The organism is Arthrobacter sp. D3-18, assembly GCF_054408525.1.
This window is the reverse complement of sequence record NZ_CP096440.1, coordinates 4,162,208-4,183,526: the sequence shown is the minus strand read 5'-3', so window position 1 is coordinate 4,183,526 and position 21,319 is coordinate 4,162,208. Positions and strand designations below refer to the sequence as shown.

Below are 21,319 nucleotides of genomic sequence, written 5' to 3'. Positions count from 1 at the left end.
TGACGTCCTATTCCTCGGTGAAGTCCCCGGCATCCCTGCGGAAGGTGCCCAATACACGGATGAGGTGATCGACGTCGTCGGGCCCGAAGCCTGACTTGCCGAAGACCTCTGCGTTGAGGGCCGCCGTCGCTTTTTTAGCGAGGGTGCGTCCCTCTGCGGTGAGCTCGATCAGGGTAGTGCGCCCATCTGTTGGGTGCGGGGAACGCGCAACCAGGGCGGCTTTCTCCAAACGGTCGACGGCGTTGGTCACCGACGTTGGGTGCACCTGCAGGAGCGCGCTGGCTTTGTTCATGGGCAGCGCACCGCTGCGGGCGAAGCTCAGCAACGCCAGCAGTTCGTAGCGCGCGAACGTCAGCCCGAATGGTTTGAGGACTGTCTCGATGCGCGCCAGGAGGATCTGCTGCGTGCGCATGATCGCGGTGATGGCAGCCATGGGCGCAGCGACATCGCCCCAACCATGCCGTTCCCAGTGTCGTTGGGCATCGGCAATGGGGTCGCGGGGGAGTGGCGTGCCCATGGGCCTCCTTCGGTTGCCGGAATAGCTTGGTGTATTGGGTGGCTAGTCTTTCAGATTCGGGAACTCTTCCTCGGTGTATTCGACGCCCAAACCTGCGGGCAGCGGGCCGTCGCCGTGCCGGGCGACTTCCGTCCCCCGCAGTTCCACCCGCCTGATCTTGCCGGATATCGTCTTGGGCAGCTCCCCAAATTCGAGCCGCCGGATGCGCTTGAACGGCGCCAAATGCTCACGGCAATACTTGAGAATGTCCTCCGCCACAGCCGGCCCTGCTTCGTAGCCGGCGGCCAGCACCACGAACGCCTTCGGCACGGACAGCTTCACCGCATCAGGTGAAGGTACGACGGCGGCCTCGGCCACTGCAGGGTGCTCGATCAGGACGCTTTCAAGTTCGAAAGGGGACAAACGATAGTCGGAGGACTTGAAGACGTCGTCATCCCGTCCGACGTAAGTAATGACGCCGTCGGAATCCCGGCTCGCCATGTCGCCGGTGTGATAGTAGCCGTCGCGGAAGGCTTCGGCCGTCTTGGCCTCGTCACCGAAGTAGCTCTTCATGAGCCCCACAGGCCGCGGTTCCAAGCGCAAGCAGAGTTCGCCGTCGTCGGCTTCCTGCCCGGTGACCGGGTCCACCAGGACCACGTCGTATCCCGGCAGCGGCCGTCCCATGGAGCCGATCTTCACCGGCTGCGCGGGAGTGTTGGCGATCTGGACCGTGGATTCGGTCTGGCCGAATCCGTCGCGGATGGTGACTCCCCAGGCTTCCTCCACTTGGCCGATAACTTCGGCATTGAGTGGTTCGCCGGCCGAGACCACCTTGCTTGGCGGCGTGGTGAGTTGGGTGAGGTCGGCTTGGATGAGCATGCGCCAAACCGTGGGCGGGGCACAGAAACTTGTGACGCCTTCGCGGCCCATCTGATTCATGAGGGCGGCAGCGTCGAAGCGTTGGTAGTTGTAGATGAAGACTGTGGCTTCCGCGATCCACGGCGTGAAGACGTTGGACCAGGCATGCTTGGCCCAGCCGGGGGAGGCGACGTTCAGGTGGACGTCGCCCGGTTCCAATCCGATCCAATACATGGTGGACAGGTGGCCCACGGGGTAAGACGTGTGGGTATGCTCCACGAGTTTCGCTCGTGAGGTGGTTCCGGAAGTGAAGTAGAGCAGTAGAGTCTCGTCCGCCTTGGTAGGAGCATCGGGCGTGAAGTCCGTGCCGGCGTCGTAAGAGTCCGCGTACTGCCTGGCATCCGCGTTGGTGCTCTCTGAGCCGACCTCTATCAGTGTGTAATCGCCCTTGACGTCGGCGAACTTGCCGATGTTGGCACCTCCTACGGCCACCCAGGTGGCGCCGCCGCGCTCCACCCGATCCTGGAGATCACGGGGGCCCATGAGGGTGGTGGTGGGGATCATGACGATGCCCAGCTTGATACCGGCCAGCATGAGTTCCCATAGTTCAACCTGGTTGCCGAGCATGATGATCATGTGCTCGCCGCGTTTGACGCCTTGGTTCCGCAACCAGTTGGCGAGTTGGGAGGACCTTTGGGAGAGGTCCTTGAAAGTGCGGCGTGTTGAACCGCCGTCCTGTTCCACGATGACCAGTGCGGGCTGGCTGCCCCTGATCTCGTCTGCGGCGATCTGGTCGAACCAGTCGAGTGCGAAGTTGAACTCCTCGAAGCGGGGCCACTGGAATTCAGCGTGTGCCTGCTTGTAGTCCTCGCGCAATTCCAGCAGCCGATCGCGGGCCGCACGGAAGTCTTCTGTGACTGTCATAGTCCGCCTTTCGCCTTCGGGTTTCCCTGGCACCTTTGCCGGACTTCCCCGCCTAGTGATCCACATCACCTTGCAATATACTAGGACATCCAAGGGTTTGGAAGAGCCCATGCGGGACATGACGAAGGGGTCTAATGCTCGACGAAAAAGCTGCCGGCACCGTTACCAGCGGTGTGGCACCAGAACGCGTCCTGCCTCCTTATCCGGAGGCGGACTTGATGCACGTCATTGACCTGCTCCCCCCGGAGGAGCGTGCGCGGTATCTCGAGATCAGGGAGTTCCTGCAAACCCGGATCCGGGCTGCGAGCATCGACTACTGGAACCGGGAAGAATTCCCGTTCGGGCTACTGGCTGACATGGCCAAGTTCGGGCTGGGCGGGCTGCAAACGGACGGCTCCTCCAAGCTGTTCAAGGGGCTCATGTACACCGAAGTCGCCCGGGCAGATGTGTCCCTTTCAGCGTTGGTGGGCATCCATAATGAGCTCATTGTCGGCATGATTGACGAGCTCGGTTCCCCTGAACAGAAGCGCAAGTGGCTGCCCGGGTTGGAGGCTTTTACCCAACTGGGCGCTTTCGCGCTGACAGAACCGGATCACGGATCGGACATCGCCGGAGGACTCTCGACGACGGCGCGGCGCGACGGCGGCGAATGGGTCATCAACGGTGCCAAGCGTTGGATCGGGGCCGGCACGATTGCCGACTTTGCCCTCGTTTGGGCTCGTGACCTGGCTGACGGACACATCAAGGGCTTCATCGTTGAGACGGATCGCCCCGGGTACTCCGCCACCAAGATCTCCAACAAGATCGGCCTGCGCATCATGCAGAACGCGGACATCGTGTTGGACGAGGTGCGCATTCCCATGGAGAACCTGCTGCCGGGTGCCACGGAATTTTCCCGCGCGAATGACCTCCTGCGTGATTCCCGGGCATGGGTGGGCTGGCAAGCTGCGGGAATTCAATTGGCCGCCTTTGATATTGGCCGTTCTTACGCGCTGGAACGCAAACAATTCGGCAAAGAGCTGGCCCGGTTTCAGTTAGTGCAGCAGCAGCTCGCAGACATCCTGGGTAATGCCAACGCCTCACTGTCCATGATGGTGGAGCTCGCCCGCATTCAGCAGGCCGGGAAGCTCGAGATGGTGCAGGCCGCCATGTGCAAAGCCACCACCACCCGGCTGGCCCGTTCCTCCGTTGCGATGGGAAGGGCCCTCTTGGGCGGGAACGGGATCACCACCGATTACGAGATGGCCAAGCTCTTCGGCGACGCCGAGATCCTGTACACGTACGAGGGCAGCTACGAGATCAACTCCATGATCGTGGCCCGGGCTGTGACGGGGAAGTCGGCGTTCGTCTGAGGACGCCAGCTGGTGCAATACGCAGCGAGCATCCCTTCGCCGGTTGAACGTCGGCGAAGGGATGCTCGTTAGAAGTGAGAGATAGCCGGGCTTGGCTAAGAGCTTTGTGTTACCACTAGGGGAGACTCCTCGGGCGTGACCAGGGCTGCGTGTTCGGCCAGGACCCCGGTCTTATGCCTGATGCGGAGGCGGTAAAGGAGCGTTCCGCCGATGATCACAGTGCCTACGAAGATCACGCCGCCCCATTGCAGGTACCACTCGAACGGCGGGACCGAGTTGTAAATCTCCGGCCGCGGCCACACGAGGTTCAACGTCATGGCGCCGCCCCACAGCACGGCCAGGATGTTCACGGGCAGCCCCCATTTGCCCAGGCTGAATCCCGGTTCCGATCCGTCGTCCTTCAAGGGCCACTTCTTCAGGAACCTTCGCCGCAGCATGGGCACCGTAACCAGCAGGTAGGACAGGTAAATCAGGACGATGCTGATGCTGGACAGAATGGTGAAGATGGCTGGCTGGGAAATGTTGACGATCAACGGAATCACTGCCACTACGCCAATAACGATGGCAGCCACTGTGGGGGTTTTGCGGGTGGGGTGCACTTTGCTGAGCTGACGGCTGAAGGGAAGGTTGTTGTCCCTGGCCATGGCAAACATCATCCGGATGGCTGCTGCGTGGACGGCCAGAGTACAGACCACCACGGCTACGACGATGCATGCCAGGAACGCCTTGCCGAAGGGGCCACCCAACACCGACAACACAATGTACTGCAGCCCGCCATCAGCGGCTCCGAGCTTGGGGTCGGAAAGATCGGGCGCGGCCAGAATTCCGCCGAGGAGGAGCAACCCTCCCAAGAGGAAGGATGCAGTAACGGCGCGCAGGATCGCCCTGGGAGCCGTCCGCTTTGGGTCCTTGGTCTCTTCACCCAAGGAACTTGCGGTGTCGAATCCGTACATGACATAGCCGGAAGCCATGGCGGCAATGAGGAACACACCGAAGAAGCCCAAGGGATGCTCTTCGCCAAATCCGGCGGTATCCAGGAGGACTTCGGGTCCGCGCACGGAATGCCAGATGAGTGCTGCGATGAGCAGGACGGCCGCGACCAATTCAACGAACACTCCCACGCTGTTAATCATGGTCATGAGTTTCACGCCGAACGCGTTGATGAGCGTGGAAATGCCGATCATGATGCTGGCCAGGATGACTCCGTTGACGGCGAAGTCGTAAGGACCTGTTCCGTCGCCTACCAGTTGGAAACCGCTCCAGATCTGCGGCAAGGTGATTTGGAGGGCCAAGGCCACGGACCCCAGGGCCATGATCGAGGAGAGCAGCAGCAACCAGCCCGCCAACCAGGCCCATGTTCCCGTGGAGAGCCTTTTTGCCCAGTTGTAGACCGATCCGGCCACCGGATAGCGTCCGGCCAGTTCCGCAAAGCAGAGGGCGACCATGAGTTGGCCGACGAAGACGATGGGCCACGACCAGGCATAGGCGGGTCCCGCCGTCGAAAATCCGAAGTAAAACAGTTGAAAAACGCCGGTGAGGATGGAGATGTAGCTGACGCCGGCGGCGAAGCTGGCAAATTTACCGATGCTGCGGTCGAGGGTTTGGGCATAACCAAACTCGTCCATGCCGCTTGCATCGCTCTTGCAGGGTCCTATTTTGCTGGGTTCTAACATTCGAACTCCTAATTCAGACATGCACGAATGGTGATTACCTGCGGCCGCCGTTGGACGCAGTCGAAATCAAAGGCCGGGCACCACGATGTGCCTCGGGCTGTTCCCCCATTGTTTGTTGCGTGGGTCTAAAAGCAGGGTGCCTGTTCAGGCGAGGGACAAGCTGAAGTCGGCTTCCGCCGTCGTGGTTTCCTCCGTCCGGTTGGCTCGGACGAGGTCAGTCTTGATGAGGTCGGCGCAACGTTCGCCGATCATCATGACCGTGATGTTGGGGTTCACGGTGACATGTTCCGGCATGACGGAGGCATCGGCCACTCGCAGGCCCATAACGCCCTTGACCCGCAGCTCGGGATCCAGGGGTGACATGTCGTCGTCCACTGGTCCCATGCGGACCGTGCCGACGGGATGGTAGACGGTGTTGTGCGTTTTGCGGATGTAATCCTGCAATTCCTCGTCGCTCTGTGCCTCAATTCCGGGGGAGAGCTCCCGGCCGGTCCATTCAGCCATGGCTGGCTGCGCGGCGATTTCCCGGGCTTTCCGGATGCCGGCCACCATGACGCGCATGTCGTGCCCTTCAGGATCGGTGAAGTACCGGGGGTCCACCATGGGCTTGTCGCGGAAGTCCCGGCTTCGCAGCCGGACCGTCCCCCGGGAACGGGCATGCGTGACGTTCGGTGTGAGGCTGAAGCCGTTCTCCGTAGTGGGGTAGCCGTACCGCAGGGTGTTCATGTCGAAGGGCACGGAGCCATAGTGCATCATCAGGTCCGGGCGGTCGAGGCCCGCCTGGGTGGGAGTGAAGATGCCGATCTCCCACCATTGGGTGGAGGTCTGCACCATGGGCTGCTTTGCCTCGAACTGCACCACGCCTTCCGGGTGGTCCTGGAGGTGCTCGCCGACGCCGGGGGAATCCACCAGGACCTCGATGCCATGCGCGGCTAGATGTTCGGCCGGGCCTATGCCGGAAAGCATGAGGAGCTTGGGGGAGTCGATGGCACCGGTGGACAGGATGACCTCGCGATGCGCCGAAAGCCTATGCGTCCGGCCGAAGGCCGAGTCAACAACGTCGACGCCGGTGCAGCGCTTGTCAGCGTCGAACACCAGTTGGCGTGCCCGTAGACCGGTCAGCAGCGTGAAGTTCTCGCGATCGACGATGGGGTGGATATAGGAGACAGAACTGGAGGAACGTGTCCCGTCGGAGCGGCGGTTGATCTGGAAGAAATTGGCGCCGTTGATCACGGTATTGCCGTCGTTGAACTTTGCGCGGGGGATACCGGTCTGTTCGCAGGCATCCAGGAGTGCGACTCCGGCGGGATCGTTTGGGGGAACGTTCATCAGGTGCACCGGACCGGAATCGCCATGATGGGGAGCATCCGGGCCAGCGTCTTCATTGGTTTCCAGGCGCTTGTATAAAGGCCATGCGCCAGCAGCATTCCAGCCTGTGGCGCCGTACTTTGACTCCCACTCATCCAGGTCTTCGCGGGGAGCCCAAAAGGCGATGCAGGAGTTGTGGCTGGAGCAGCCACCCATCACCTTGGCGCGGGCGTGACGCATGAAGGAGTTGCCGTTTTCCTGCGGTTCCACCGGGTAGTCCCAGTCGTAGCCGGATTCCAGCAGCTCCATCCAGCGGTCCAGCTGCAGGATCTCCGGCAGATTCCGGTCATCCGGTCCGGCTTCCACCAAGGCCACGGTGACGGCAGGGTCTTCACTTAAGCGGGCCGCGACGGCAGCTCCTGCAGATCCTCCGCCGATGACGACGTAATCGAACCCGCGCTCGCTGAGGTCCTCGATGTTGTCAACGTGCATCTATTTCTCCTTGCCGTGGTCTGCGAACCAGCCGGTCACCTGAGGGCTGGTGTTCTGGTAGATGTGCTTGGCTTCCTGATACTCACCCAGTCCGGTGGGACCGAGTTCGCGCCCGACGCCGGACTGGCCGAAACCGCCCCACTCGGCCTGCGGAAGGTAGGGGTGGTAGTCGTTGATCCAGACCGTGCCGTGCCGCAAACGGCCCGCTACCCGCTGGGCCTTGCCGGCATCCTGGGTCCAGACGGCGCCGGCCAGTCCGTAAATAGTGTCGTTGGCGGTGGCTACGGCTTCGTCCTCAGTGCGGAAGGTTTCCACTGTTACTACCGGGCCAAAGGCTTCGTCGATGACTACCGACATTCCCCTGTGGACGCGGTCCAGGACGGTGGGCTGGTAGTAGAAACCGGCGTCGAACTTCTCACCTTCAGGTGCCGCGCCGCCGCAACGCAACCGCGCACCTTCTGCCACGCCACGCTGAACGTAGGCGTCCACCTTCTCCCGGTGGGCAGCAGAAATCAGTGGTCCCGTTTCGGCGGAGTCATCGAAGGGGCCGCCGAGGCGGATGTCCTGTGCCTTGCGGACCAGTTCGTCAACGAAGCGTTCGGCGATGGATTCCTCCACTACCAGCCGTGCTCCAGCGGAGCAGACCTGGCCTGAGTGCACAAAGGCGCCGTTCAACGCATTGTCGACGGCGGCGTCGAAGTCAGCGTCAGCAAACACGACGTTGGGGTTCTTGCCGCCGAGCTCCAGCGCCACCTTTTTAACCGTGCCGGATGCAGCTGCGGCAATACGTTTGCCGGTTTCCAGGCCGCCCGTAAAGGAGACCAGGTCAATGTCAGGGTGCTCCGAAAGGGGCGCGCCCGCTTGGGCGCCAGGGCCTGTCACGAGGTTGGCGACGCCGTCCGGCAGGCCAAGGTCCTTCAGCAACTGCATGGCTAGGATTGCCGTGGACGGGGTCAGCTCGGCGGGCTTGAGGACGAAGGTGCAGCCAGCGGCCAGGGCGGGCGCGATCTTCCACGTGGCCTGCAGCAACGGGTAGTTCCACGGCGTGATCAGGCCGCAGACGCCCACAGGCTCGTAGACTATTTTGCTCACGACGGCGGGGTCCCCGGCGTCGACCACCCGGCCGGCCGACTGCCCGGCGAGACGTCCGAAGTATTCGAAGCAGGCGGCGATGTCGTCGATGTCGATGCGGCTTTCGATGATGCGCTTGCCGGTGTCCAAGGATTCGGCGCGGGCGAACTTCTCCCGGCGTTCGCGCAGTTCCGCGGCGACCTTGAGCAGGAACGCGCCGCGCTCGGGTGCCGGGACTGAAGACCAGACGCCGGAGTCAAAAGCCTCACGAGCTGCAGAAATGGCACGCTCGGCGTCGTCGCGGCCGGCTTCGGACACCGTGGCGACCAGTTCGCCGTCGGCCGGGTTACGGATTTCGCGCACCGCACCGGATGCAGCCGGCTCCCACGTGCCGTTGATGAAAAGAGTGGAGGCGGAATCGGAAAATGTGGCTTGGGTCATACGAAGCAGGCTAGTGCATCTTGAACATCTGTTCAAGGAAAATTATGAACAGATGTTCAAAGAGGGGTGACATTAAGCGGCGCCCTATTGATGAACGCGACATTGACGATGTGGTCGCCGCCAGCGTCTTTAGTGTTCTGGAAAATCACCTGATAGGGCGTTCTGCCGATCAACAGGGCTATCCCGTCGGGGGCTCTGTCGGGCGATTTGGCTACATCGATGAGCATGCGCCGGAAATGCGGGTTGTGTTCTACTTGCCCGCGGATCCCGGACTTGTCAAAGGACGCCAAGGTAGACAGCCACACAGTTCCATCGGCCTCGGTTACTCCATGGGCGGGGTAGACGGCGTGGCCTGTTTCGGTGGTGAACCCAGAGTCGCCAAGCGTTATTTTGTACCTTGCGCACCATGTAGTGAAGTGTCTTTCCAGCATGCGTTCGGGGTCTGCCGTGACCACCCTTCGCGTGAAGGCCGGGTTGGCGATAGACATCAGGCCGCTCGTCGGGTTCGGAGCGCAGCCGTTGTTTTCGTGAAATCCGCCTGGGTGGTCGGGACAGGTTCGAAGTCGACTGTCGTAGCTGGAGAAGGCCACATGGTGAGTGCATCGAGGCGTTCGCGGCAGCGGAAAAGGGCTTCGTAACTTTGAGTAGTGCGCTCCATGATGGCGTGGATGCTTCCTCGGTGGTATGCAGCCGAAACGTTGATCGTGGCCAGTTCCTCGCTGCAAATGTTTCCTACGTCCGCAAGCAGATCCCAGCCAAGACGATGACCATGGTCGGACCAGTCGAGATGAAGGGACGCGATGGTTTGTGCTTGTTGTGCCCGGGATCCGCTGACAGCCACGTCGTAGATGAGTCGCTCGAAATGCGCGAACGTCGCCAACCCTGTGCGGACATCAGTGCAGGAGAGAGGTTCCAGCCGCTCTATCTCCGCGGTCCATCCCTCCACTAAGGCCAGCATGGAAGAGTCATCCGGGGGTAAACCGGCAACGGCGTAGAACGCACGAAGGTCCATCATGGTCTCGCGCACGCCCACCCCGTGGTAAGCGCGGGACGCACCCAGCCGTTTCGCAACGTTCTGGAGTTCGTCCCCCCGAACTCTCGCCCTGGTGGTCTCCGCGACCTCAGGTACCAGCCAATCGCCGGGAAGCTTCCATCCCGCTTGCAGGCTGCTTTGCTGCCAGCGATCTTGGAGTCCACAGGATGTAATAACGAGGTCGCCGCTAAGAATCTCTGTTTGGTCGTTCATGTCAAGTAAGTACCGGGGGTACTGGATTTGTGTCGCGACATTGACGAATTGGCCGCCACTGGTGGTAGGCGGAATGGCTGAGGATTTCCTTGGATCTGTTAAGGACCAAGTGCCGACACGATCGGCGCCCGTTCAGTACTTAACGGGTGTGGGAAATGAACGGGCAGTAGAGGGTATCCGGCAGCTCAGGTCCAGATGGGGCCATCTCAAACGGCGGCCTCAAGGGTCCGGTTTGGTGCTGATGTATGCAGCAGACAAACGGTTGGTCAGACCGGGGGAGAGAGTTGTTTTCACAGCCTGGATCGTCAACGAAACGGGCCGGCGCCTCAATGGTGTCCAACTAGTCCCCGGATCGCTGACCAACGAGGGTTTGGAAGTACTTCAGTTCCAGCCGTTATCCCGGAGGGACGTCCAGCCAATCGGCCATCTCGGAAGGTTCGAGACCGCATATCGAAGCTTCTCCTATTCGGTGACGACGCGAGATCAACTGCACGGCGGCGAACTACTGAGCAGCATGCGAGTGACCGGGCGCTCGGCCTTTCGGGAGTTCGGCGACCAGCAAGATGCTCTCATTGCGGTTCGCGGCTGATAGGTGTCTATCAAAAACTTCCAGGAACTTGCGACACATTCCTTTCCCTGCCGCTACTCCCTTAGTGAAGCTTCGCCCGGCTGAGGGTGTGGGCCTTGCCCCTGTATATGTTCGGCTCCCCAGTGGAGCGGTTGAGTAAGAGTTCTTGGAAGGACCTCCATTGAAGTTTCCCCGCGGGAGAGCGACGGCCATTTTTGCCGCGTTGATGGTGGTCCTTGGCGGGCTGTCGTTAGGCGCACCGGCTCAGGCCTACGAAGTGGCCACAGCCCCGGCGAACACTGTGGGCGGAGACGCCGTGCTGACGATGCCGGGATCAGGCCTGACTACCACCTATGACCAGTCAGGTCTGACCTATCTGGCGGGCAGGACGACGCTGGATAGCCGTGGGTATGTCGCCTCGGACTATTCGCAGGGCGTCCCCGCCACTTCTCCCGCCGTCGAGTTCTGGACCGACGCCACGAACAACTGTCCGGCTAGTGGGTCTTGTTCGGGTCTGGGCACTGTCACTGTTGCCTTTAGCCAGCCGGTGAGAAACCCGGTACTGAATCTGGCAGGTATGGGCGGGTATGTGTCCCTCGACCTCGGCGACGACGGCAGTGTTGATCAGCAGTCGCAGTACCATGTCGTCTTGAACCTCGCCACCGCCGGGTTGACCATGAGCAAGCTCTCCGGAAGCAATCTCGCCGTCAGTGGTAACTCCATCACGGCAGTGAATCACAATACCGGTCCTTCGTGCAGCAGCACAGCTCAGACCGGCAATCCCGCTCCGCTCAGTGCCCAGGCAACAGCGGCATGCGGCTCGGTAAGAGTCAACGGCGTCGTCACTACCTTGACCTTCGATGTCAGCAGCGTTCACGTTCCGACCAGCAACTCGATACCCGGCTACACGAATAACGTCGTCACGAATGCCAATGTCCACAACCAAGACAACTTCCTCATGGCTGTCACTGTTCCTCAGGACTTCGGGGATGCTCCGGCGTCTTACGATCAAGGCAGCGCCGCGAGGGCTGTTGCATCCGACGTAACGCTGGGTGCGAATATCACCGAGGATAACGCCAACGTTGCCAACGGGACGGCGTCCCCCAATGCCAGCGTTACTGCCGCGCTGGACCAGATGGACGATGGCGTCGTCATGGCGCCCATGACGGCGGGAGTAACCAGCTACACCAGAACCGTCGCCATCAGTGGTGCCAGCAAAGCCGGAATGACGTGTGGGTGGATCGACGTCAACAAGGACGGGCTCTTTAACAACACTGCGGAGCGGGCGTGCGCCAACTTTGCGGCCGGAGCCACATCCGCCACGCTCACCTGGTCCGCTGTCCCTGCGGGGATGACTGCCGGAACCACCTATGCGCGCTTCCGGATCAGTTACAACATCACCCAGGTCCAGTTGCCCATTGGACCTTCGAATTCGGGCGAGGTGGAGGACTACATCGTCACCATCGCCCCTGCCGCTGCACCGGCCATCACGTTGGTCAAAACCGTGGACAGGACCACACTCGTGGCCGGCCAAACCGCCACTTACACGTTCGTGGCCCAGAACACCGGCAACGTCACCCTGACGGGCGTCGTGATCAGCGAAACACAATTCTCCGGGACCGGCACCATGTCCGTCTTGACTTACACCTGGCCGGGATTGCCCGGTGTGTTGCTGGCCGGGCAATCGGTGACTGCTACCGCCACTTACGTGGTGACTCAGAACGATGTCATCACCGGCGTGCTCACAAACATCGCCAAGGTCACCGGCAATCCGCCCATCGGGCCGCCGGTCACGGCAACGGACGATGCAGAAATCAAGGCACCCCCGGCGTGGAAGATCAAGAAGACGGCGACGGTCAACGGCACGGTTCCGGCGAACGGATCGGTAACCCCCGGCCAGACGATCAACTATGCAGTGACCGCGACCAGCCTCAGCGGCATCATCACAGGGGTGATCCTGAAGGATAACCTCGCGGATGTCCTGGACAACGCGACCTTCGTCCCGGGCTCAGCAACCCTCACCATTGGAACGGGCACTCCTATTCCCGTCGCAAACCCTGTGGCCCCTTCAACAACACTCACTACGGCCGCTTTCACCCTTCCCGCCGGTCAAACGGCGACACTGCGATACAGCGTCACCGTTAAGACCAATGCCTGGAACGCCACCTTGATCAACACGGTGACCGGCAGCGGCAGCACACCTCCCCAAACCTGCGCCGGATCCGGATCGTCCGGCCCCGGGCCTGACTGCACCACCACACACCAGACACCCGCCAAAGTCCTCATCGAAAAAGTCGGCGAATCTTCCAACGAGGAATGGGTCAGAATGGCCGGCTCTTCCTGGACGATTTACACCAACAACAATGGCGTCCCCGGAGCGGCCCTGGTGAGCCCGACCGCGGTTGCCGTGACAGGTGAAACAGGTTTGTTCCAACTCGAGGGAATCAAACCCGGTATCTACTGGCTCCAAGAGAGCACCGCACCTGAGGGTTTCAACCTGTTGGCCGAGCCTGTGCAATTCACCGTTGCAGCTAGTGGCGCCGTGACAGTTGGACAGGGCAGCGGTACGGGCGTTGTGACCAGCAGCGACAGCGACGGTGATGGGATCTTCCTCATCACGGTGCGCGATGTGCCCGCACTGGAAATGCCCGAGTCTGGCGGCATCGGCTGGTGGCCCTTCACCGCAGCTGGATGGATTCTCGTCTTGACAGCCCTCGGCCTGGGACTCGTCACCGTCCGCCGCCGAAACATCACCAGCACTTAGACCTCCTGCTTGCCGCTAGTGCGGCAAGCCCGGAACGCAGAATGTTCACTCCCGAGCATCCGAACCATCAATAGAAAGAAGATACAAAGTGAGTAATCCAAGCTCCTTGCGGCTGTGGAAAACCGCCGCCGCAACTATAGCCGGGGCGGTGCTGGCCATGTCCTTCTCCGTCGCACCGGCCTCGGCAGCGCCCTTGGTTGATGGCGACCAGACCGGTTCCATCACAGTCCACAAGTTCGAACGCCCCGCCACTCCCACAGGCCTTCCCAACAACGGCACTGCGGTAGACACCTCCGGGTTGACGCCGTTGGGTGGCATTGAGTTCACGATTCAGCAGGTCAATACCATTGACCTGTCGACCAACGCCGGTTGGGACGCAGCCCATAACCTGAGCAGCGTCTTCGCCCCGTCGGACCCGGCCGGTTCCATTACCGGTGCCGGCTACACCTTGGGTGCAGGGCAGGCCCAGACCACCGCTGCCGACGGCACCGCAGCGTTCGCCAACCTCCCCGTCGGCCTGTACCTGGTCACCGAGACCAACTACCCCGCCGGTGTGACTCCTGCAGCTCCTTTCCTGGTCTCGGTTCCCTTGACCGACCCGGATAACCAGGACAACTGGATCTACGATGTTCACGTTTACCCGAAGAACTCCATTGCCGGTGCAGAAAAGACCGTCACGGATGCCCCCGACGTGAAGCTGGGCGACCAGATTGACTTCACCATCACCGGTGACATTCCCAACGAAGCCGTCATTGATGGTTACAAGATCGTGGACGTCCTCGATCCCAAACTGACCTACGTGGGCGCCACCGCCACCCTGCTTGATGGCACCGTCATCACCGAAGGCACCCACTACAACGTGGTCTTCGACGCAGCAACGAACACGGCCTCCATCGTCTTCACCCCCGCAGGCCTGGCAGTACTGGCCGCACACGTGGACACCCGCGTTCAGGTCATCGTGAACACCACCGTCAACACCATCGGTGAAATCGAGAACGAGGCTCTGGTTTACCCGAACCTGGGCAGCTTCACCATCACCCCGGGCCAGCCCGGCGGCCCGATCGTGACGCCCCCGGTCGTGACCAAGTGGGGCGAAATGACCCTGCAGAAGGTCAACGAGAACGGCACAGCCCTCGCCGGCGCTTCCTTCTCGGTCTACACCAACGAAGCTGACGCACTGGCCGGCACCAACCCGGTCGCACTGAACGGCCAGAGCGTCTTCACCGTCGCTGCCGATGGCACGCTGACCATCTCCGGTCTGCGCTACTCGGACTGGGCAGATGGTGCAGCTGTTGCACCGGGCTCGGTTGACTACCGCACCTACTACCTGGTCGAGACCACCGCCCCGGCCGGATACGAGCTGCTCGCCGAGCCGATCTCCTTCCTGATCAACTCTGCCAGCACCAGTGTCGGCATTGACCTGAGCGTGAAGAACATCCCGTCCAACGGCGGCTTCGAACTGCCCCTCACCGGTGGCCTCGGAACCGGCCTGCTCTACGCAGCCGGAGCACTCCTGGTCGTCGGCGCAGGACTCCTGTTCGTAAGGAACCGCAAGACCACCAACAGCTAGCACCTTGGGAGCCGCAACCGTGACTCCCATCTAGCCAAAGTGGGGAAGATCGTTTTGGCGATCTTCCCCACTTTGAAGTTTCAGCACTACACACCTCCGCCACAGGACCCTGATGACTCATATCCAAACCCCCTCCCGACGCGACCTCGGCCGAGTCATCGGATCGTGGAGCAAACAACGCATCCTCATAGTCCTGATTGCCATCTTGGGTGTGGGAATTTTGCTGTATCCAACAGCAGCTGCCTGGTTTTCCGACCGGGTCCACGCCACCGAGATCAGTGGCTACGTGGACACTGTGGGAAACCTAAACCCCTCTGCCAAAAAGTCCATTCTGGACGCGGCGAAGAAATTCAACCAAGACCTTCCTTCCGGACCTCTCAGAGACCCCTATTCCCTCAATGACGAGGGCAAACAGACCACCATCGGCGCAGGATCAGACGCCTACCAGAATCTGTTGGATGTGGGACCAGGTGGAATGATGGGCCGGATCAGTATCCCCTCCATCCATTCCGACCTGCCGATCTTCCACGGCACCGACGAAGACTCGCTGTCCAAAGGCGCCGGTCACCTGTTCGGTTCGGCTCTGCCAGTCGGGGGAGAGGGGACTCATAGCGTCCTGAGCGCGCACTCCGGCTTCGTCAGTGCAACCCTTTTCGAGAACCTCCATAAAGTCGCTAAAGGTGAAACCTTTAGCATCAGCGTCCTGGACCAGACCATCTACTACAAAGTGGACTCCATCCAAACAGTCTTGCCGGATCAAACGGACGCTCTCCGAAAGGTGCCCGGCAAGGACTATGTAACTCTCATCACCTGTACGCCCACCGGCGTAAACAGTCATCGCTTGCTCGTCCGCGGCGAACGCACAGAAGCCCCCAGTGCCGAGAGCCCGCAAACAATGCCCAGTCAAGCATCAGACCCAGGTTTCCCCTGGTGGGTTCTGGGCCTCATCGGTGCGGCAACGGTTGCCATCCTGGCCACCCGCCCTCGTAATTCCACTCCAGTTCCAGGCAGGGAAAGGACCACACCGTGACGGCCAACCAACAGATACTCATCGTCCGATGCACGGACTTAGCGCAAGGGGACACCATTGAAGCTTGGTCGAAGGGAGTTCTTGTACATCGCGGAATCGTCACCCAGACTATGCCGAAGGCAGGACTCTTTTGGATCCACGAAGACCAACTAAATGAGCGCCGGCTAGTGGACATGCAGGAGCTGGAAATACTGCTCTTCCCCACTCGTCCTTAGCTGTGTGCGGGCGTTGCCGCGAGGAAGTCCACCCTCACGAAAATTCTTTTCCTTTTCCGCGACACAAACTGCCCCTTGCCCACACTTAAGAAGTGCAGCGTTGCATCGATTTGTCGTGTGAACAGGTTGCTGCCGCTGCCGCTGCGATGGCCCTTGACTCAAGCGCGTAGCGGAAGATGCGCTTTTTGGAACACCGTCCACCACGGCCGATGTGGGCCGAACGACTATGTAACCCGAAGATAGGAACGTCTGTGGCAACGGCGATGGAGACTGTTAGTGATGCTGATCTTGTCTTGAGGGTTCGGGCGGGGGATCAGGGGGCTTTTGCGAGTCTTTTTGACCGGCATCGGGATATGGCGCGGTATGTCGCGGCTGGGCAGGTGGATAACAGGGCCGATATTGAGGACATTGTTTCGGAGGCGTTTGTTTCGATTCATCAGGCCCTGATGCGTGGCAAGGGTCCTGATACTTTCTTTAGGGCTTATCTGCTGACGGCGGTGCGGCGCATCGCGCAGGCCCAGAACCGGATGGCGGCCCGTAGCCTGCCGGTTTCGGACAGTTTTGTGCTGGACCGGGTTGAGGATCCTGAGGACCCGGCCGTTATGGGGTTTGAGTCCAGCACCGTGGCGGCTGCGTTCAAATCCCTGCCTGAGCGTTGGCAGGAAGTCCTGTGGTACGTGGACATAGAGGGAATGAAACCCGCCGCCGCATCGGAAGTACTGGGAATCACCCCAAACGGGGTGTCGTCGCTGGCGATCCGGGCCCGCGAAGGTCTGCGGCAAGCCTATTTGCAGGGCCATATAAACAACTCAACCCCCAAGGAATGCGAAGGGTATCCGGACCAGCTAGGGGCCTACTCCAGGAACGGTCTGAGCCGGCGGGCCCACCACAAAGTCCAGACCCATCTGGAATCCTGCTCAAAATGCACGGCCCTGCTCCTGGATCTCAACGACGTACAGTCCGCCATGAGGGCCATCATCTTCCCCCTGATCGCGGGAGTGGCACTAACGTCTGCCGCCCCCGGAATCATGGGCGCCGCTGGGCTCGCGGGTACTGTGGTGGGGGCCGGTGCCGGCGGCGAGGCTGTTCCCAAGTCCATCGCTTCGATGGTTAAAGTCGGGGCAGCTGGATTAGCAGGAGCGGCCGTGATTGTGGGCGCCACCATAGCTTTGGCAGCAACCGGAACCAACAACCCCGGCACACCACAAACCGGCGAGATGCCGTTAACCACCTCCAGCCAGGATAACCAGAACACGAAGTCCCCACTCACCGGTGCCAACCCGGCCCCGGCCGCACCGACGAATCAACCCTCGAGGTTCACCGCCCCCGGGCCAGCCGAACTCGCCGCAGGCCCGGAAGAACTGCCCGCCCTGAACGGCGTGCAACGCAGCCCCGCGAGCTTCTCCGCGCCGCCGCACCGTCCGATCGCTTGGCCTGCCCCGCCCGCGGCCGCTCCGCTGAAGCTCTTCGAGGTGCCCAAGCCTTTCGAAGTCCTACCGCCACTACTCGGGGCGGGCACCACAAAGGACCCAACACCCCCGACGCCGACCCCGTCGCAGAGCACACCCCCGACGCCGAGCCCGACCCCGACGCAGAGCCCGACCCCGACCCCGACCCCGACGCAGAGCCCAACCCCGACGCCGAGCCCGACCCCGACGCAGAGCCCGACCCCGACCCGGCCCATAGCACCAGAGGTCACGGCCACCGTCACCACGGGTGTGGGCTCAGGCGCGGCGGATGTCCAGGCCACGATCACTTTCTCAATTGCCGGCCAAACAGCCACCGAAGCCGCTGAAGTGATCTTCTCCGTATCCGAGGGGGCAAGCCTGATCCCGGGAACACTCATCCAACCCGCCGGGTGGTCCTGCACGGCACAAAACGATGGCACAAAAGAAGTCCGCTGCACGAGCACAACGGTTGACCCCGAAAACCTGGAATTCACGCAGGGCATCTCCCGAAAAGACCCAGCAGCCCAAACCACCCTCGACTACCAATTCACGGGAACGGGACTGCCTTCAACTACCTTCTCTAACACCTTCTGAGCACATAGAAAGGGTCGCCGGACCCGGTAGCTACACCGAAGGGGCGAAAGCGATCTGCTCCGTGCGGGCGATGCCGCGGGCGATGGCTGCCTTGTCGATGCCCAACAGCGTGGTGAGCCACATGCCGTTCTGCACCACTACGATGTCGGCCGCCCGTTCCCTGCATTCATCCGGGGACAGGCCCGGAATCGCATTGCCGATCAAGGCAGCGAGGCCTTGGAGGTATCTCTCAAAGGCCGCGGCATTGATTCGTGCAAAGTCCTCATCCGCCTGGGCGAGGGCCCACAAGTGGAGCCGGAGGGACAGGTACGGTGTGGTCAGAAGCCCGGGGTCCGCAACGCGCCGAAGCGACTCCCGGAGTTGCTCGTCGGGGGTCGACGTGGCTTTGGGCTCCACCAGCAGGAGGTCGTGCTCTTCAATCTGGTGAAGAACCGCGCGGATCAGGCTCGACTTGTCTTCGTAGTAGTAGTTCACAAGCCCCAGGGCGACGCCGGCTTCACGCGCCACAGCGCGCATGTTGATGCCCGAAATGCCATGGCGGGACAGCAGTTCCAGGGCTGCGTCGAGAATGCGTTTCTGCCTGTCAACCTGTTCGCCGGACTTTACGGTGCTTGTACCCATTTGGCCAGACTATTGCCTAACCCTGATCAGCGCATCCTGACCGTCTACAGGTTCTTTTCCGCGTATACCCTCAGGGCATCCCTGACGAAGGTCGCCCCTGATTCGCCGCCGTAGTTGGCCGCGAATCGCGGATCAGCAACGTACATTTCGCCGAGTCCTGTGACGTAACCCTTGACGTCTGCGCCAGGTGCCGCCGTCGGGGTTCCCGGAATGCCGCGCAGCCACTCGACGTGGCGCCGCGCCAGGTCCTGCGCCTCGGCGCCGTCCGGCGAAACCCCGGATTCTGCCGCGGAGATCCAGTCCGTGCCCAGTTTCCGGGCGCGCTCCTTCCACTGATGCTTTTCGTCTGCGCTCATTCCACGCCACCACGAGTCGCTGGCGGCGTAGGCGTCCTTGCCCCAGCGCTCCTCCACCTCGTCCTTGTACTGAGTGTGGTCGAAGCCATCAAACATGTCCTGTGCCATGTACTTTCCATCTCCTTTCATCGTGTCGATCGTTTGCCGAACGGAGGCGATCTGCCGGGTTATCCTGTCCTGCTCCTGGGCAAGCCATTCCAGATGGCTTTTCAGCGCTTTGACGGTGTCCGTCTCGCGGTCAAGAACCTCGGCTATGGCCGGTAGTCCAAGCCCAAGTTCCCGGAGCAGGAGGATTCGCTGGAGCTGAACCAGGGCCGGACCGTCATAGTGGCGATAGCCGTTATGGCCGGTCCGGCTTGGTTTGAGTAGCCCAATGTCGTCGTAGTGACGCAGCGTGCGGCTGGTGGTCCCTGCCATCTTGGCGATTTCCTGAATTGACCAGTCCATACGTCCTCCGTCCTGTGCTTATTCTTCGACAGTAGAGGTTGACGTTACGTCAAGGTCAAGAGGATGCTGCCCAGCACTTAGTCAGCCAGGATCAGGTAGAGAGCCCGGCGGGTTTCGTCCAGCTTTTCGATCGCCGCTTGACGCTGTTCGTCGGTAGCGGCTCCGCGGAATTGGTGGATGACGCCCATGAGCTTGCCTACGCTTTGGTGGAATGCTGCGCCTGTTCCATCGGCCTCCGTGTTCCATGCATTGGCGAGCTCTTCTTCATGCTCGGCGACGTAAGCCTTGCCGTCGTCAGTGAGCGTGAACTCGGTACGCCGACCCTCGCCGACGGCGACGATCAGCTCTTCGTCGACCAACTGCTGCAGCGTCGGGTAGACGGAGCCGGGGCTGGGTCGCCATGCCCCGGACGTCTTCTCTGCGATCGTTTTGATCAAGCCGTATCCGTTGGAGGGAGCCTCAGCCAAGAGCGAGAGAATCGCTGCGCGGACGTCCCCGCGGTTGGCCCGGCGTGATCCGCCGGGACCGAAGCCCCGAGGTCCGAAACCGGGGCCGAAGCCTGGGCCAAAACCGCCAGGACCAAAGCCTGGGCCAAATCCGCCGCCGCCGTGTCCGCCCGGTCCGCGACGGCCCTTGCCTCGATTGAACCGGCCTCGGCCGTGTCCGTGTTCGGGGTGCCCGTGACCGTGCTCAGGGAAGGTGTTGTCGTGTTCGTTGATGCCTTTCATAGCAGCATCGTCCTTTCGATTGTATGGTTCACCGAAGAAGTATCGGCGATAGTTAACGATATATCGGTAACTATCGCGTCGTCAAGACCTTGTAATCGAGGTGAGAGAGGGCTGGTGGGGAGCCCGAGGGATGTGAGAGAAGGCTGGTAGGAAGCCCGAGGGAGGTGAGAGAGCGTCGGTTAAAGCTCGACGGCGGGTGCGGACTTCCATGGGAAGCCGGCACCCGCCGTCGTGGTTGGTGGTCGTGGTTGGTTGGTTGTGCTTGTTCTAAGGGGACGTAACTATTTCCACCACGTATCAAAGATGGTGACCGGGACGGTGCGCTTGTGACGGGTACGAAGGTACTTCTGCTCGATAAGCTCTGCTGCGCCTTCGGCCACCTCGCGACCTTCAAGATAGTCGTCGATCTGGTCGTAGGTGACGCCCAGCTCGTCCTCATCTGTGCGGCCGGGCTTGTCGTCCAGGAGATCGGCCGTGGGCACCTTCTGCCAAAGGCGGGCGGGAGCTCCAAGTTCAGCCAGGATTGCGCGGTTCTGGCGCTTGTTCAGGCCGAATAGCGGAAGGATGTCCGCGCCGCCGTCGCCGAATTTAGTAAAGAAGCCCGTGACGGACTCGGCGCCATGATCGGTGCCGACCACCAGGTAATTGTGCTCGCCGGCCAAGGCATACTGCGCGATCATGCGTGCGCGGGCCTTGGTGTTGCCCTTGTGGAAGTCGGAAATTTCCGCGCCGGTGGTCTTCTCGAACTCTTCCTCGAAACCATCAACGGCGCGGGAAATGTTGAAGGTCCACTCGGTCTTGGCTTTGATGAAGTCCAAGGCGGCCTGGGCGTCGTCTTCGTCGTGTTGGATGCCGTAGGGGAGTCGGACGCCCACGAAGTTCGCCTCTACGCCCTCCGCTTCCAGCTCCTCGACCGCCAGCTGGGCCAGTCGCCCCGCCAGGGTGGAATCGAGCCCGCCGGAGATGCCCAGGACGAAGCCTTTAGTCCCCGTCGCCTTCACGTAGTCCTTCAGGAAGGCGACCCGTCTGCGGATCTCCTCCGCAGGATCGATCCGGGGCTGGACGCCCATTTCTTCAATGATCTTGGCCTGGAGTTCGCGCATGGTCCAACACTAGT

The 21,319-nt window shown here is 61.4% G+C and carries 16 protein-coding genes; 5 read left to right on the top strand and 11 right to left on the bottom strand.

Features of this window, described 5'->3' with window-relative positions:
• Positions 1–7: 7 nt before the first annotated feature.
• Both M1D89_RS21540 and M1D89_RS21535 read right to left on the bottom strand, forming a co-directional pair.
• Positions 8–517, bottom strand: coding sequence for a MarR family winged helix-turn-helix transcriptional regulator (locus tag M1D89_RS21540; RefSeq protein ID WP_498646822.1), 510 nt, complete (start codon positions 515–517; stop codon positions 8–10).
• A gap of 42 nt (positions 518–559) precedes the next feature.
• Entirely contained in the window at positions 560–2,278 is a 1,719-nt protein-coding gene (locus M1D89_RS21535) for an AMP-binding protein (RefSeq protein WP_498646819.1), read from the bottom strand.
• Between the two features lie 134 nt (positions 2,279–2,412).
• Here M1D89_RS21535 and M1D89_RS21530 point away from each other — a divergent pair, with 134 nt between their 5' ends.
• Complete coding sequence (locus tag M1D89_RS21530; RefSeq protein WP_498646817.1) at positions 2,413–3,630, top strand: acyl-CoA dehydrogenase family protein; 1,218 nt, start codon at positions 2,413–2,415, stop codon at positions 3,628–3,630.
• Between the two features lie 95 nt (positions 3,631–3,725).
• Here the strand turns inward: M1D89_RS21530 and M1D89_RS21525 are convergent, their stop codons facing one another.
• The 5 genes from M1D89_RS21525 to M1D89_RS21505 all read right to left on the bottom strand — a co-directional run bounded on the left by M1D89_RS21525 (position 3,726) and on the right by M1D89_RS21505 (position 9,861).
• Entirely contained in the window at positions 3,726–5,303 is a 1,578-nt protein-coding gene (locus M1D89_RS21525) for an APC family permease (RefSeq protein ID WP_498646815.1), read from the bottom strand.
• Between the two features lie 144 nt (positions 5,304–5,447).
• Positions 5,448–7,103 carry a GMC family oxidoreductase gene (locus M1D89_RS21520; RefSeq protein ID WP_498646813.1) on the bottom strand — a complete coding sequence of 552 codons (1,656 nt, stop codon included), beginning with the start codon at positions 7,101–7,103 and terminating at the stop codon, positions 5,448–5,450.
• Complete coding sequence (locus tag M1D89_RS21515) at positions 7,104–8,615, bottom strand: aldehyde dehydrogenase family protein (protein ID WP_498646811.1); 1,512 nt, start codon at positions 8,613–8,615, stop codon at positions 7,104–7,106.
• Positions 8,616–8,671: 56 nt separating this feature from the next.
• On the bottom strand, positions 8,672–9,103 hold the full coding sequence (locus tag M1D89_RS21510; RefSeq protein ID WP_498646809.1) for a hypothetical protein: 432 nt from the start codon (positions 9,101–9,103) through the stop codon (positions 8,672–8,674).
• Complete coding sequence (locus M1D89_RS21505; RefSeq protein WP_498646808.1) at positions 9,103–9,861, bottom strand: hypothetical protein; 759 nt, start codon at positions 9,859–9,861, stop codon at positions 9,103–9,105. The genes M1D89_RS21510 and M1D89_RS21505 overlap by 1 nt, the downstream gene beginning before the upstream one ends.
• 749 nt (positions 9,862–10,610) lie before the next feature.
• On the opposite strand from M1D89_RS21505, the gene M1D89_RS21500 reads away from it, so the two are divergent.
• From M1D89_RS21500 to M1D89_RS21485, 4 genes are all read left to right on the top strand, one after another.
• A complete protein-coding gene (locus tag M1D89_RS21500) occupies positions 10,611–13,193 on the top strand; it encodes a CLIPPER-2 domain-containing protein (RefSeq protein WP_498646807.1) in 2,583 nt (860 codons plus the stop codon).
• An 88-nt stretch (positions 13,194–13,281) separates the two neighbouring features.
• Positions 13,282–14,763 carry a SpaH/EbpB family LPXTG-anchored major pilin gene (locus tag M1D89_RS21495; RefSeq protein ID WP_498646805.1) on the top strand — a complete coding sequence of 494 codons (1,482 nt, stop codon included), beginning with the start codon at positions 13,282–13,284 and terminating at the stop codon, positions 14,761–14,763.
• A gap of 112 nt (positions 14,764–14,875) precedes the next feature.
• Positions 14,876–15,793 carry a class C sortase gene (locus M1D89_RS21490; protein ID WP_498646803.1) on the top strand — a complete coding sequence of 306 codons (918 nt, stop codon included), beginning with the start codon at positions 14,876–14,878 and terminating at the stop codon, positions 15,791–15,793.
• Positions 15,794–16,217: 424 nt separating this feature from the next.
• Complete coding sequence (locus tag M1D89_RS21485) at positions 16,218–18,050, top strand: RNA polymerase sigma factor (protein ID WP_498651010.1); 1,833 nt, start codon at positions 16,218–16,220, stop codon at positions 18,048–18,050.
• Between the two features lie 30 nt (positions 18,051–18,080).
• Here the strand turns inward: M1D89_RS21485 and M1D89_RS21480 are convergent, their stop codons facing one another.
• The 4 genes from M1D89_RS21480 to nadE all read right to left on the bottom strand — a co-directional run bounded on the left by M1D89_RS21480 (position 18,081) and on the right by nadE (position 21,305).
• Positions 18,081–18,671 (bottom strand): TetR/AcrR family transcriptional regulator, encoded by a 591-nt coding sequence (locus tag M1D89_RS21480; protein WP_498646801.1) that lies wholly within the window; start codon positions 18,669–18,671, stop codon positions 18,081–18,083.
• Between the two features lie 44 nt (positions 18,672–18,715).
• On the bottom strand, positions 18,716–19,474 hold the full coding sequence (locus M1D89_RS21475) for a MerR family transcriptional regulator (protein WP_498646799.1): 759 nt from the start codon (positions 19,472–19,474) through the stop codon (positions 18,716–18,718).
• A 77-nt stretch (positions 19,475–19,551) separates the two neighbouring features.
• On the bottom strand, positions 19,552–20,202 hold the full coding sequence (locus M1D89_RS21470) for a PadR family transcriptional regulator (protein ID WP_498646797.1): 651 nt from the start codon (positions 20,200–20,202) through the stop codon (positions 19,552–19,554).
• A 281-nt stretch (positions 20,203–20,483) separates the two neighbouring features.
• Positions 20,484–21,305 carry an NAD(+) synthase gene (nadE, locus tag M1D89_RS21465; RefSeq protein WP_498646796.1) on the bottom strand — a complete coding sequence of 274 codons (822 nt, stop codon included), beginning with the start codon at positions 21,303–21,305 and terminating at the stop codon, positions 20,484–20,486.
• Positions 21,306–21,319 lie beyond the last annotated feature (14 nt).